9 protein-coding genes and 1 tRNA gene are annotated in these 14667 nt (G+C 58.7%); 8 read left to right on the forward strand and 2 right to left on the reverse strand.

Features of this window, described 5'->3' with window-relative positions; genetic code table 11:
- The first annotated feature begins 15 nt into the window (after positions 1–15).
- The 3 genes from ACR0P8_RS02270 (at position 16) to glgX (ending at position 3781) form a co-directional block, all read left to right on the forward strand.
- Positions 16–921, forward strand: a complete 906-nt coding sequence (locus tag ACR0P8_RS02270; protein ID WP_432623270.1) for a Nif3-like dinuclear metal center hexameric protein — start codon at positions 16–18, stop codon at positions 919–921.
- A gap of 5 nt (positions 922–926) precedes the next feature.
- Positions 927–1550 carry an NUDIX hydrolase gene (locus ACR0P8_RS02275; protein WP_432623272.1) on the forward strand — a complete coding sequence of 208 codons (624 nt, stop codon included), beginning with the start codon at positions 927–929 and terminating at the stop codon, positions 1548–1550.
- A 107-nt stretch (positions 1551–1657) separates the two neighbouring features.
- Entirely contained in the window at positions 1658–3781 is a 2124-nt protein-coding gene (glgX, locus tag ACR0P8_RS02280; RefSeq protein ID WP_432623274.1) for a glycogen debranching protein GlgX, read from the forward strand.
- A gap of 76 nt (positions 3782–3857) precedes the next feature.
- On the opposite strand, the gene ACR0P8_RS02285 is transcribed toward glgX, so the two are convergent.
- Positions 3858–5027 carry an ABC transporter permease gene (locus ACR0P8_RS02285; RefSeq protein ID WP_432623276.1) on the reverse strand — a complete coding sequence of 390 codons (1170 nt, stop codon included), beginning with the start codon at positions 5025–5027 and terminating at the stop codon, positions 3858–3860.
- A gap of 124 nt (positions 5028–5151) precedes the next feature.
- On the opposite strand from ACR0P8_RS02285, the gene ACR0P8_RS02290 reads away from it, so the two are divergent.
- Both ACR0P8_RS02290 and aroA read left to right on the forward strand, forming a co-directional pair.
- Positions 5152–5225, forward strand: a tRNA-Pro gene (locus ACR0P8_RS02290).
- Between the two features lie 211 nt (positions 5226–5436).
- Positions 5437–6786, forward strand: coding sequence for a 3-phosphoshikimate 1-carboxyvinyltransferase (gene aroA, locus ACR0P8_RS02295; protein WP_432623278.1), 1350 nt, complete (start codon positions 5437–5439; stop codon positions 6784–6786).
- A 100-nt stretch (positions 6787–6886) separates the two neighbouring features.
- Here the strand turns inward: aroA and guaA are convergent, their stop codons facing one another.
- Positions 6887–8449, reverse strand: a complete 1563-nt coding sequence (guaA, locus tag ACR0P8_RS02300) for a glutamine-hydrolyzing GMP synthase (RefSeq protein ID WP_432623280.1) — start codon at positions 8447–8449, stop codon at positions 6887–6889.
- A gap of 454 nt (positions 8450–8903) precedes the next feature.
- On the opposite strand from guaA, the gene ACR0P8_RS02305 reads away from it, so the two are divergent.
- The 3 genes from ACR0P8_RS02305 (at position 8904) to ACR0P8_RS02315 (ending at position 14576) form a co-directional block, all read left to right on the forward strand.
- Positions 8904–11381: a phosphoketolase gene (locus ACR0P8_RS02305; protein WP_432623282.1), complete on the forward strand. Its 2478-nt coding sequence runs from the start codon at positions 8904–8906 to the stop codon at positions 11379–11381.
- 203 nt (positions 11382–11584) lie between these two features.
- Complete coding sequence (gene pta / locus ACR0P8_RS02310; protein WP_432623284.1) at positions 11585–13255, forward strand: phosphate acetyltransferase; 1671 nt, start codon at positions 11585–11587, stop codon at positions 13253–13255.
- Between the two features lie 91 nt (positions 13256–13346).
- A complete protein-coding gene (locus ACR0P8_RS02315) occupies positions 13347–14576 on the forward strand; it encodes an acetate/propionate family kinase (protein ID WP_432623286.1) in 1230 nt (409 codons plus the stop codon).
- Positions 14577–14667: the final 91 nt, after the last annotated feature.

A 14667-nucleotide genomic window follows, 5' to 3' on the forward strand; every position in this document is an offset into this window, starting at 1 on the left:
AAGGAAAGGCAGACAATGGCAACGTTGAAGCAGGTGGTGGATGTACTGGAGAAGCTATATCCGCTGAAATATGCGGAACAGTGGGATGAGCCGGGGCTTATCGTTGGTGATCTCCGTCATGATGTGCACAACATCGCTTTCGCTGCAGACCCGTCCATGGCGGTGGTCGATCAGGCGATTGCGGATGGTGTCGATTTACTGATCTGCCATCATCCGTTGTTCTTCCGTTCCGTGCATGCGGTGTCAGGATTGGGATTCCGAGGTGAGATCGTACGCAAGCTCAATCTCGCAGGTTGCGCGTTATGGGTCGGTCATACCAATGCGGATGCCGCCTATCGAGGGGTTGGCATGGCTGCCGCCGATGCGTTTGGATTGACCGACCAGCATCCATTGGTCCCTATCGATGATCCGAAGGCCGAACATCCGGTCGGACTGGGACGCGTCGGACGGTTGCCGAAACCGATGGCGTTGCGTGATTTCGCGCAACGTGTCGCCGATACGCTGCCATATACCGAACTGGGTGTGCAGGTGTGCGGCGATCTGGACGCGTCGGTCAGCACGGTGGCGGTTCTGCCGGGTTCCGGCGACTCCCTGTTCGATGAGGTTCGTTCGGCGGGCGTGGACGTGTATGTGACCAGCGATCTTCGGCACCATCCGGTGACCGATGCCATCGAGCAGGCACGCTATGAGGCGTCCATGCGTGCCGAAGGAGTCGAACTCGGACAAGGAGACCCGCAGATTCGTCCGATGTTCATCAATACCCCCCATAGCGCCATCGAATCCATATGGTTCCAATACGCCATGGGCGACGTGCCCCGGGCGGTGTCCGAGGCGACCGGCGACATTCCGACCGTACGCTGGATCTCCATGAACACCGATCCGTGGAATCTGGTGCTGCCGTCCTGTGGACAGGAGCGTTGAGGACGATGCCCGATATGACCGGCGTGGACATGTCATTGGACGAATCCGGTGACGGCGTGGACATGACCAGGTCCGCCACGGTGCTCAGCAGCGAGCATGTGTACCAAGGCGCGATCTTCGGCGTCGAGGACATGAGGATCGCGCTGCCCATGCGCGGCGGCGGACGGACCGTGATCCGTCGTCAGGTGATGCGCCACGCGCCCTGCGTGGTCATGCTGGTGCATGATTGCTCCAAAGACCGGTATCTGCTCGAACGGGAGTATCGCGTCGGCTGCGACGCGTTTGCCTACGGTCTGCCGGCGGGACTCATCGATGACGGCGAGGACGTCGACGCCGCGGCCCTCAGGGAACTCCGGGAGGAGACCGGCGTCGAGCCGGACGGCGCAGACGGCTGCGTCATAGACCATGTGGGAAGCTTCTACTCTTCCGAAGGCATGACCGACGAATTGGCGAACATCATGGTGATGCATCTGCATCGGTGGCATAAAGGGGAAAGACATTTCGATAGTGACGAGCATGTCGAATCGGCTTGGGTCTCATGGGAACAGCTGAAAGACACGCGTATCACGGCGTCCAATTCGATGATCGCCATCCTGTATGAGGAAATCCGCAGAATACAACGCCGATAGCGTCGGGCGGGTCCCGAATTGTAAAAACAATCGCCGGAATGATGGAAATAACGGATTCAATCAGCAAAACGTGCGATACTTGAATCATGCAAATCAGACCTGGATCGATGTATCCACTCGGCGCCAGCTATGACGGCGCCGGCGTGAATTTCGCTCTTTTCTCCCAAGTGGCGCAGAAGGTCGAGCTCTGCCTTTTCGATGAGGACGACCATGAGACCCGAGTGGAAATGACGGAGCGGAACTCCTATGTATGGCACAACTATCTGCCTGGCATACAACCTGGTCAACGATATGGGTATCGCGTGTATGGTCCGTATGACCCGATGAAGGGGCTACGGTGCAATCCGAACAAACTGCTGCTCGATCCGTACGCCAAGGCCATCGAAGGCAACATCGACGGCGATGAGAGCCTGTACTCGTATTGGTTCAAAAGCCCCGACGATGTGAACAGCATGAACACGTTGGATTCCGCGGCCCATACCATGAAATCCGCCGTGATCAATCCGTATTTCGATTGGGGCAACGACCAGCATCCTAATATCTCATACCACGATTCGGTGATTTACGAGGCGCATGTGCGAGGCATGACCAACCTCAACCTGGACGTACCTCCGGATATCCGCGGAACCTATGCGGGCCTCGCGTATCCTTCGGTCATCGAGTATCTAAAGAAGCTTGGCGTCACCGCCATAGAGCTTATGCCGATACACCAGTTCGTCAACGACAGCTTCCTGCAGGAAAAGGGACTGAGCAATTACTGGGGGTACAACACCATCGGCTTCTTCGCGCCGCATAACGCGTACTCCAGCTCCGGAGAGCGCGGCGAACAGGTCAACGAATTCAAATCCATGGTGAAGGCCTATCATCGGGCCGGCATGGAAGTCATTCTCGACGTGGTGTACAACCACACCGCCGAAGGCAACAACCTGGGGCCGACGCTGAGCTTCAAAGGCATCGACAATGGCGCTTACTATCGTCTGGTCGACAATGATCGCCGCCATTACTTCGACACGACCGGCACCGGCAACTCCCTGCTGATGCGCTCGCCGCATGCGTTGCAGCTCATCACCGATAGCCTGCGCTACTGGGTCACCGAAATGCACGTCGACGGCTTCCGATTCGATTTGGCGGCCACATTGGCCCGCCAGTTCCAAGAGGTCGACAAGCTGTCGGCATTTTTCGACATCGTTGAGCAGGATCCGGTCATCTCCCGTGTCAAACTTATCGCCGAACCGTGGGATTTGGGCTCTGGAGGCTATCAGGTGGGTGGGTTCCCGTCCAGCTGGTCCGAATGGAATGGTCGATATCGCGATTGCGTGCGTGATTTCTGGCGTTCGCAACCGTCCACGTTGCCGGAATTCGCCAGCCGTCTCATGGGTAGCTCCGACCTGTATCAGATGAACGGCCGCCGTCCCGTGGCTTCCGTGAACTTCATCACCGCGCATGATGGTTTCACCATGAACGATCTCGTGAGTTACAACGAAAAGCACAACGACGCCAATGGAGAGGGCAACAGGGACGGCGAAAACAATAACCGTTCCTGGAACTGCGGAGTGGAAGGTCCGACGACCATCAAGGACGTCAACGACCTGCGCCAGCAGCAGATGCGCAACATGTTCGCCACACTGCTGTGCAGCCAGGGCATTCCGATGATCTGCGGCGGAGACGAGGTGGGACGCACCCAGCAGGGTAACAACAACGCCTACTGCCAGGACAACGCCATTTCATGGACGAATTGGGATCTTGACGATGACCAGAAGGATCTTTTTGCGTTCGTCTCAAAGATGATCCATCTGCGTCTCGAGCATCCCGTGCTGCATCGCCGTCGTTTCTTCACCGGACGTGAGCCAGGCGATCCCGCCGACAAGATTCCACAGGTCGAATGGATGGACCACAACGGTTCCATCATGGACATGGAGGATTGGTCCAATACCCATGCCTTCTCGGTGATGATTTATCTGAACGGTTCCGACATTCCGGAGGCCGACTGGTACGGCAACCAGATGGTGGACAACGATTTCATCCTGATCTTCAACGCGCATTACGAGCCAATCATGTTCACCCTGCCGGATGAGCGGTACGGCAAGAAATGGCGGCTCGTGGTCGACACCCATAATCCGAAGGGGCCGGAGCTCAACTACGAGGCCGGCTTTGCGATCACCGCGCAGTCGAGAAGCTTCCTGTTGCTGATGAGCGACAAGAAACCGACCGCCAAGAACTACGATTTCTGACGGTTACGGCGCGATGGGAAGGGTCATCCACTTGGGGATGGCCCTTCTTGTTTGTTTCCGTGTTTTCCTTGGAAGTTTAGACTTCCGAGGCGAGTCGCGAAGAGGCCTCAGGAATGGTCTCGCTGACTTCGGCGAGATCCTCAACGGAGCGTGGATGCTTGGTCTGTGTCAGGATAAGCTGCGTCTGCACACGATCGGCCTCGATCGCCGCGATTTGCCGTGAGAAGATGATGAACCAACCAAGGAACATCATTCCGGCGAGCGCTTCGACATTTGTCAGGGTGTTGCGTCCGGACAGCCATTGGAAGCCGGCGAATGCGCCGATCGCAATGGCGAGGTCGGAGACCACGTACACGACTTTTGAAAGTTGCGGCGCGAGCCAGGGCAGCGCTATCATCAGCACGCTCATCAGACAAGGCAATCCTCTGGCGAATACATTGTGCAGGATCGGATGCGGGGTGTATCGGAACGCGCCGATGCCGACGAAGGCGATTCCTGCAAGCGTCAGCATGATCGACAGCAGGAGGATTCTGATTCTGAAATGCTTCGGCGCGTTTTCTCTGTCGTTCGGCGAGAGGTACTGCATTTGCAGCCGATGCGTGGTGATGAGTTCGGAGATTGCGAAGTAGCTGATAATGACGATGCAGATGCCGGCTAACATCAACGTCGAATTGAACATGCGCGCCGCGAACGTGGTGCGGTCGCCCAGTTGGGAGAAGTTGTTGTTGTACCAGTAAGGATCATCGGACGTCAGACCTGCGATACTGACGCCGGAAACCACGAAGAACGGCAGTAGGGATGCGATGGTCTTCGCGTTCATCAATTCCGCTTGAACGAATGTGAGATATCCGACGACTCCTGAGATTGCTGAGCAGAGTGCGGGCAGATATCCTTTCAATGTACGCAGTCCCATCATGTCGCTGATTATGGAGAGCATCATGAACGCCGTAACGAAGATTGTCGACGCATAGACCACTGATAGGGCGAGTATTTCGAAGATTCGACGGATTGGAATGGTCCAGCCATGTTTCAGCGTCATCGAATGTGAATTACGGATATATCCCAAGCCGAATGAGATGACTCCGCATCCCGCGGTGATTCCCGCGCATACAGTGAACAAGCGTTGGGTGACACGCCAGATGGCGGGGGCGAATTGCAGATACAGGTCCATGGCGATCCATGCGAGCGCGGCGCATGCCATGAAGGAGATGATGCCCGACGATTCGGCCTGCTGATGACGTCCCATGAGCGCTCCTTCCGATAACCGACATTCTAGTCTGACGTTGTCCTACCATACGCTACAATAGAAACTCGTGTTCGTCCTTCGTATACGGATGTGAGTCATGTGTTGCGTGGGAAGAATGCGTTAACGGGCTGTAGCGCAGTTTGGTAGCGCGTCTGCTTTGGGAGCAGAATGTCGCAGGTTCAAATCCTGTCAGCCCGACCGGGAAGCCCGGGATTCCAGCCAAATGATGACTGGAATCCCGGGCTTTGGTGTTTTCGGATTTGCCGGGAAGAACGGACATCTTCAGAAGAACGGCTGTCCATCATGATAGGCAGACAAACCGGCAGTGTATGTTTTTCTTTTCGTCATGGAGCCGCCATATGTCTTGCTGACGAGATGGCGCCGATGACTTCCGTTGGTTTTGGCTAACATGGTGGACATGGAAGCACTTCAAGAGAACTTGTGGCCGGCGCCGTATGCCGGCAGGCCGCTGGATGCCACCGTGGTGGTGCCTGGCAGCAAGTCGTTGTCGAATCGTTACCTCATCCTTGCGGCCCTTGGCTCGAAACCCGTGCGATTGATAGGTCTGTTGCGCTCGCGTGACACCGAACTGATGATGGACGCGCTGCGCGCGCTTGGCGTGCGGTGCGACATTGACGCCGATAGCGAGACGACCGTGACGGTGACACCGCCGGAAGACGGTCGATTCCATGGTAATACGAGGATTTTCTGTGGTTTGGCCGGAACCGTGATGCGATTCGTGCCTGGACTCGCGATGCTCACGGACGGGCCGGTCGACTTCGACGGCGACGAGCAGGCATACGCCCGCCCAATGAAGCCGGTGCTGGACGGACTCGAACAGCTCGGCGCCACCATCGAATACCACGGCGAAGAGGGACGTCTGCCCTTCACCATCACCTCACCGGCACCGGCGGGGGAGCATGACTCTCCAAGCGTGGTGAGCATCGATTCTTCCGGCTCATCACAGTTCATTTCCGGACTGCTGCTCGTCGGATCACGCGTGCCGGGAGGCCTTGAACTGCATCATGTGGGGGAGAAAACTCCAAGTTTGCCGCATATCCGCATGACTGTGGCCGATCTGCGAGCCGCCGGCGTGGACGCCACAGCAGACGAACAATCGCATGTGTGGCGTGTAAAGCCGGGAACGGTTCAGCTGCCCGGTTCCGTGACCGTCGAACCGGATCTGTCGAACGCCGCGCCGTTCTTGGGAGCCGCACTGATCGCAGGCGGCACCGTGCGCGTGCCGAACTGGCCCGAGACCACCACGCAGCCGGGCGGACTGCTGCCGGGCTACCTGGAACGGATGGGCGCCAAGGTCTCGTTCCCCGAAGAGAACGGCACCCGCTATTGCCAGGTCAGCGGTGACGGGCACATCAACGGGCTCGGCGACTTCGACCTGACCGCTGCCGGCGAGATCGCGCCGTCGCTCGCGGCGATTCTGGTATTCGCCGACGCGCCGACCAACATGATCGGCATCGGCCATCTGCGCGGGCATGAGACGAACCGTCTGGAGGCGCTGGTCAACGAGATCACGCGCATCGGTGGCAAGGCGCATGAGCTGGCGGACGGCATCGCCATCGAACCGGTGCCGGCCAGCGCATTGCATGGCGCCGAAATGGAGACGTACGCCGATCATCGCATGGCCACGTTCGCGGCGATGCTCGGCCTGCGCATCGCGGACGTGACCGTGCGCAACGTGGAGACCACACGCAAGACGCTGCCTGATTTCGTGGGCATGTGGACCGGCATGCTGGGCTGAGCGCCGGCCTGAATGCCGATTTGATATGAAAATAACCTCTGGACGAATATCGACCAGAGGTTATTTTCATAACGCGATTACCGCAATGCTGCGGGAACCGTCACTCCCATTCGATGGTTGCCGGCGGCTTGGAGGTGCAGTCAAGCACCACGCGGTTGATCTGACGGCATTCGTTGGTGATGCGCGTCGAGATGGTAGCCAGCACATCGTACGGGATGCGGGACCAATCGGCGGTCATGGCGTCTTCGGAAGACACTGGGCGCAGCACGATCGGGGAGCCATAGGTACGCTCGTCGCCCTGTACGCCCACGGAGTGCACGTCGGCCAGCAGCACGACCGGGCATTGCCAGATGTCGCGGTCAAGGCCGGCCTTGGACAGTTCCTCGCGTGCGATGGCGTCGGCCTCGCGCAGCACATCCAGGCGTTCCTTGGTAATCTCGCCGATGATGCGGATGCCCAGACCCGGGCCCGGGAACGGCTGACGCCACACGATCTCGTCCGGCAGACCGAGTTCGGTGCCGATGGCGCGGACCTCGTCCTTAAACAGCGTGCGCAGTGGTTCAATGAGCTGGAACTTAATGTCCTTCGGCAGGCCGCCCACATTGTGGTGGGACTTGATGTTGGCCGCGCCGTCGCCGCCACCGGATTCCACCACGTCCGGGTACAGGGTGCCCTGCACGAGGAACTTGACTTCCTTGCCGGAGGCGCCGGCCTCTTCGATGACCTGGCGCTGCGCCTTCTCGAAGGTGCGGATGAACTTCTCGCCGATGATCTTGCGTTTTTTCTCCGGTTCGCTCACGCCCTTCAGCGCGGTGAGGAAATCCTCGGAGGCGTCCACGGCGATGAGCTTGATGCCGGTGGCCTTGACGAAATCATGCTTGACCTGCTCGGCCTCGCCCTTGCGCAACAGGCCGTGGTCCACGAATACACAGGTCAGCTGTTCGCCGATGGCCTTGTGCACCAGCGCGGCTGCGACTGCGGAGTCGACGCCGCCGGACAGACCGCAGATCACCTGCGCGTCGCCGACCTTTTCACGGATCCTCGCCACCTGGTCCTCGATGATGTTGGAGGCGTTCCAGTTATCACCAAGGCCGGCGCACTTGTGCAGGAAGTTCTCGATAAGCTTCTGGCCCATCGGGGTGTGCTTGACTTCCGGGTGCCACTGCACGCCGTACAATTTGCGGGATTCGTCCTGCATGGCCGCGACGGGTGCGCCTTCGGTGTGGGCAAGGACCTCGAAACCCTCCGGAGCGGTTTTGACCGCGACCCCATGGCTCATCCAGGTGCTTTGCTCCGCGGGGGAGCCGTCGAGCAGACCTTCGGCCTTGTCGATGGTGGTCTCCGTCTTGCCGTATTCGCCAAGGGCTGCCTTGTCGACATCCGCGCCCAACGCGTACGCCATGGCCTGGAAGCCATAGCAGATGCCGAGCACCGGAACGCCAGCCTCGAACAGTTTCCTGTCGACGCGCGGAGCGCCGGGCTCGAACACGGAAGCCGGACCGCCGGACAGGATGATGGCCTGCGGATCCTTGGCCAGCATCTCATCGACCGGCATGGAATGCGGCACAAGCTCGGAATAAACATTGGCCTCACGCACGCGACGTGCGATCAGCTGGGCGTACTGGGCTCCGAAATCGACAACGAGCACAGGACCTGCAGCCATAACACTCTCCCTAACATACGAGGATCAGAAGCGAACAACATTAACTGCTCCATTGTGGCGTTGCAAGAAGACATTGAAGACACGTGGGCATCGCGCGGGTGAATCTCACAATTGCTTACGTTCACTTGCTCAACACGCCGCGCGTGTATCCTGTGAAACGAACGTGGGAAAAATGTATTAACCGACTAAAAGCGTTGATATTGAGCCGTTTATCAATCTTTTTGATATCCTGTGAAGTGCGCACAAATAGCCCAATAAAAGCTCACAATCTGCAACAAAAATACGACATTTACACACACAGTCGCAAAAAAAGAGAAAAAAGTCGCACCTCGCTCGTAATATGCTCAAGTGACTGGAAATGAGTCATAGCGCGGAACCGCAAGGTTTTTGATATGACGCATGACCTAAGGAAATAAACAATCGCACATCACAGTGCAGGAGTACAGGAGTACACATGACGAGTCCTGTTATTGGCACCCCTTGGAAGAAGCTGAACGCTCCGGTTTCCGAGGAAGCTATCGAAGGCGTGGATAAGTACTGGCGTGCAGCCAACTACCTCTCCATCGGCCAGATTTATCTGCGTAGCAACCCGCTGATGAAGGAGCCTTTCACCCGCGAAGACGTCAAGCATCGTCTGGTCGGTCACTGGGGCACCACCCCGGGCCTGAACTTCCTCATCGGCCACATCAACCGTCTCATCGCTGATCACCAGCAGAACACTGTGATCATCATGGGCCCGGGCCACGGCGGCCCGGCCGGCACCGCCCAGTCTTACCTCGACGGTACCTACACCGAGACCTTCCCGAAGATCACCAAGGATGAGGCTGGTCTGCAGAAGTTCTTCCGCCAGTTCTCCTACCCGGGCGGCATCCCGTCCCACTACGCTCCGGAGACCCCGGGCTCCATCCACGAGGGTGGTGAGCTGGGTTACGCTCTGTCCCATGCTTACGGCGCAGTGATGAACAACCCGAGCCTGTTCGTTCCGGCCATCGTTGGCGACGGCGAAGCCGAGACCGGCCCGCTGGCCACCGGCTGGCAGTCCAACAAGCTCATCAACCCGCGTACCGACGGCATCGTGCTGCCGATCCTGCACCTCAACGGCTACAAGATCGCCAACCCGACCATCCTGTCCCGCATCTCCGACGAAGAGCTCCACGAGTTCTTCCACGGCATGGGCTATGAGCCGTACGAGTTCGTCGCCGGCTTCGACAACGAGGATCACCTGTCGATCCACCGTCGTTTCGCCGAGCTGTTCGAGACCGTCTTCGACGAGATTTGCGACATCAAGGCCGCCGCTCAGACCGACGACATGACCCGTCCGTTCTACCCGATGATCATCTTCCGCACCCCGAAGGGCTGGACCTGCCCGAAGTTCATCGACGGCAAGAAGACCGAGGGCTCTTGGCGTTCCCACCAGGTGCCGCTGGCTTCCGCTCGCGATACCGAGGCTCACTTCGAGGTCCTCAAGAACTGGCTCGAGTCCTACAAGCCGGAAGAGCTGTTCGACGAGAACGGCGCTGTGAAGCCGGAAGTCACCGCCTTCATGCCGAAGGGCGAGCTGCGCATCGGTGCCAACCCGAACGCCAACGGTGGTCTGATCCGCCAGGAGCTCAAGCTCCCGAAGCTGGAAGACTACGAGGTCAAGGAAGTCAAGGAGTACGGCCACGGCTGGGGCCAGCTCGAGGCCACCCGTCGTCTGGGCGTCTACACCCGCGACATCATCAAGAACAACCCGGACAACTTCCGCATCTTCGGACCGGATGAGACCGCTTCCAACCGTCTGCAGGCCGCTTACGATGTGACCAACAAGCAGTGGGATGCCGGCTACCTGTCCTCCCAGGTCGATGAGCACATGGCTGTCACCGGCCAGGTTACCGAGCAGCTGTCCGAGCACCAGATGGAAGGCTTCCTCGAGGGCTACCTGCTGACCGGCCGTCACGGCATCTGGAGCTCCTATGAGTCCTTCGTGCACGTGATCGACTCCATGCTGAACCAGCACGCCAAGTGGCTGGAAGCCACCGTTCGCGAGATCCCGTGGCGCAAGCCGATCTCCTCCATGAACCTGCTTGTGTCCTCCCACGTGTGGCGTCAGGATCACAACGGCTTCTCCCACCAGGACCCGGGTGTCACCTCCGTCCTGCTGAACAAGTGCTTCAACAACGACCACGTGATCGGCATCTACTTCCCGGTGGATTCCAACATGCTGCTGGCCGTCGCCGAGAAGTGCTACAAGTCCACCAACAAGATCAACGCCATCATCGCCGGCAAGCAGCCGGCCGCCACCTGGCTGACCCTGGACGAAGCTCGCGCCGAGCTCGAGAAGGGTGCTGCCGAGTGGAAGTGGGCTTCCAACGCGAAGTCCAACGATGAGGTCCAGATCGTGCTTGCCTCCGTTGGCGATGTCCCGACCCAGGAGATCATGGCCGCCGCCGACAAGCTGGACGCCATGGGCATCAAGTTCAAGATCGTCAACGTTGTGGATCTGGTCAAGCTGCAGTCCGCCAAGGAGAACGACGAGGCCCTGTCCGACGAAGAGTTCGCTGAGCTCTTCACCGAGGACAAGCCGGTCCTGTTCGCTTACCACTCCTACGCTCGCGACGTGCGTGGCCTGATCTACGATCGCCCGAACCACGACAACTTCAACGTCCACGGCTACGAGGAGCAGGGCTCCACCACCACCCCGTACGACATGGTGCGTGTCAACAACATCGATCGTTACGAGCTCCAGGCTGAAGCTCTGCGCATGATCGACGCCGACAAGTATGCCGACAAGATCAACGAGCTCGAGGCCTTCCGTCAGGAAGCCTTCCAGTTCGCCGTCGACAACGGCTACGATCACCCGGATTACACCGATTGGGTCTACTCCGGCGTGAACACCAACAAGCAGGGCGCTGTCTCCGCTACCGCCGCAACCGCTGGCGATAACGAGTGAGCCTAGGTCTTTTGACCTGATTGCTTGAAATGTCCCAAGGAAGCATGTCTTCCTTGGGACATTGTTTTATTCGCGTAAGATGTTTTCTGGAAACCCCCGAATCACGGAGGGCGATTCGATGGTTGTTCCGCATTACAATTGCTTACTGTGCGAACAACGCAGTATCGCACCCGTACATACGTACATACTGAACAGGAGACACCGTGAGTCTTACCAGCATCACCATCATCAGTCCGGAAGCAGCGAACGGCCGTAATGTCGTGGCTCTTGGAGTCACCAAAGCACTTGCCTCAATTGGCAGAACCGGAGTGTTCCGCCCATCGGTCTGCAGAAAGGACACTTTTACGGATGTGCTGATTGGAGCCGCCAATGTCGACCTGACCCGCGACCAATGCGTCGGCGTGTGTCCTAAACGAGCGCGTGCCGACAAGAAAGGCTCCAGGGCGGACATCGTCGCCGCCTATACGCATGCCGTCGAAGCCGCGAATCCGGAGTTCATGGTGATTGTCGGCACCGACAGATCTTCCGTGAACGATCCGGCGATGTTCGCTTTCAACGCCGACGTGGCCGCTGATTTGCAATCGCCGGTGCTACTGGCCGTATGCACCATTAATCGCACGCCGGAGCAGGTCAGAGATACCGTCGAAGCATCTGCCAGAGTCATCGAGGAAGCCGGCAGCAAAGTCGTCGGAGTGTTCATCACCGGTTGCGATGACACGCAGCCGCAACCGCTCCGGGACTGCTTCGCGGATTATCCCGTTCCTATCTGGACATTGCCCGCCGTCGATTTCGACGATGATGACGCGATCGCCAAAGCCGATAAGGCCTTCGCCGCGAATGTGGACGACGACGAATTGATCAAAGCCATCAAAACGCCGTTCGACGCACCGACAACACCGTACGCGTTCCAATATGGTCTGCTTGGCAAGGCAAAATCGAACAAGAAGACCATCGTTCTGCCGGAAGGCACTGAAGACCGTATCATTCGGGCGGCCGACTACCTGCTGGAACGCGACATCGTCGATCTGATCATCGTCGGAGACAAGCAGTCCATTCTCGCCCGTGGCGAGGAACTTGGACTGAAATCGCTGTGCAAGGCCCAATTCCAGTCCAAGGATGATGAGACCGTGCTGGCACCCATGGTGACCAAGCTGTGCGAGCTACGGGCCAAGAAGGGCATGACCGAGGAACAGGCCCGCAAGCAGCTGGCCGACGAGAGCTATTTCGGTACGATGCTGGTGGTGATGGGCAAGGCGGATGGTCTTGTGTCCGGTTCCATCAATTCGACGGCCAACACGGTGCGTCCCGCGTTGCAAGTCATCAAGACCAAGCCGGGAACGTCGCTGGTCTCCGGTGCGTTCCTGATGTGCTTCAGGGATCATGTCGCCGTATTCGCCGATTGCGCCATCAACCTCAATCCCAACGCCGAACAGCTTGCCGAGATTGCCATCCAGTCCGCCGAAACCGCCAAGGCGTTCGGAATCAACCCCAAGGTCGGCATGCTGTCCTACTCCACACTGGGCTCCGGTAAAGGACCCGATGTGGAACTTGTGGAGAAGGCCACCTCCATAGTCAGGGAGAAGGCGCCGGATCTCGCGGTGGTCGGCTCCATCCAGTTCGACGCGGCATGGTCGCCGACCGTCGCGGCCACCAAAGCCAAGGGCGATCCGGTCGCAGGACATGTCAACGTGTTCGTGTTCCCGGATCTGTGCGCGGGTAACATCGCGTACAAAGCCGTCCAACGTTCTTCGGGAGCGGTGGCCGTCGGTCCGGTGCTGCAGGGGCTTAATCGTCCGGTGAACGACCTGAGCCGTGGCGCCACCGTTCCGGACATCATCAACACCGTCGCACTGACCGCTATCGAAGCCCAGTGATACGGGTGTTTTTGTAGCAAGCAACGAGTATTCTAAAGATTTGGAAAGCCGCCTAGGCGGCACATCGATTAACACATGGAGGATGCCCACAATGGCGAAAACCGTCCTTGTCATCAATTCCGGTTCCAGCTCTATCAAGTATCAGCTGGTTGATCTTGAGACCGGCGAAGGTATCGCTTCCGGTCTGGTCGAAAAAATCGGCGAACCGGTTGACGGCCACTACAAGCACGAGTACAACGGCGAAAAGCATGAGCTTGAGGAACCGATTCATGACCATGAGCAGGGTCTGAAGCGCGTGCTCGGCTTCTTCGATGAGTTCGGTCCGAAGCTCGCCGATGCGGGCATTGTGGCCGTCGGTCATCGCGTGGTGCAGGGCGGTTCGATCTTCCCGAAGCCGGCTTTGGTCAACGACAAGACCATCGGCCAGGTCAAGGACCTCGCCGTGCTCGCCCCGTTGCACAACGGCCCGGAGGCCAAGGGCGCTGAGGTCATGCGTGCCCTGCTGCCGGACGTTCCGCAGGTCTTCGTGTTCGATTCCTCCTTCTTCTTCCAGCTGCCGAAGGCTTCCAGCACCTACGCGCTGAACAAGGAAGTCGCCCAGCAGTACCATATCCGTCGTTACGGTGCCCATGGCACTTCCCACGAGTTCATCTCCTCCGTGGTGCCGTCCGTCATCGGCAAGCCGGCCGAAGGTCTCAAGCAGATCGTGTTGCACATCGGCAACGGCGCCTCCGCCTCCGCCGAGATCTCCGGCAAGCCGGTCGAGACCTCCATGGGTCTGACCCCGCTCGAAGGCCTCGTGATGGGCGGTCGTACCGGCGACATCGACCCGGCTGTCGTCTTCCACCTGATCCGCAATGCCCATATGAGCGTCGACGAACTGGACACCCTGTTCAACAAGCGTTCCGGCATGATGGGCCTGACCGGTTACGGCGACCTGCGTGAAGTGCATCGTCTGGTCGAGGAAGGCAATGAGGATGCCAAGCTGGCTCTGGACATCTACGTGCATCGCATCGTCGGCTACATCGGCAACTACACCGCCCAGATGGGTGGCGTCGATGTGATTACCTTCACCGCAGGTGTCGGCGAGAACGATGACGTCGTTCGCAAGATGGTTTGCGACAAGCTCGCTCCGTTCGGCGTCAAGCTGGACGAGGAGAAAAATGCAACCCGCTCCAAGGAGCCGCGCATCATCTCCGCTCCGGATTCCGCAGTCACCATCTGCGTCATCCCGACCAACGAGGAGCTGGCCATCGCCCGCAAGTCCGCCGCCATCGCGGAAGAAGGCAAGGATACCTACGGTAACGTCTTCTCCAAGTAAGTGGAGGCTGCGTTCCGCCACTTGCGGAACGCAGTGAGACCGTATAGCGAATCGCGCCGCCGCGACTGATGATCGACACCGTCGATTGTGC

Source organism: Bifidobacterium sp., from assembly GCF_050874245.1.
Taxonomy (GTDB): domain Bacteria; phylum Actinomycetota; class Actinomycetes; order Actinomycetales; family Bifidobacteriaceae; genus Bifidobacterium.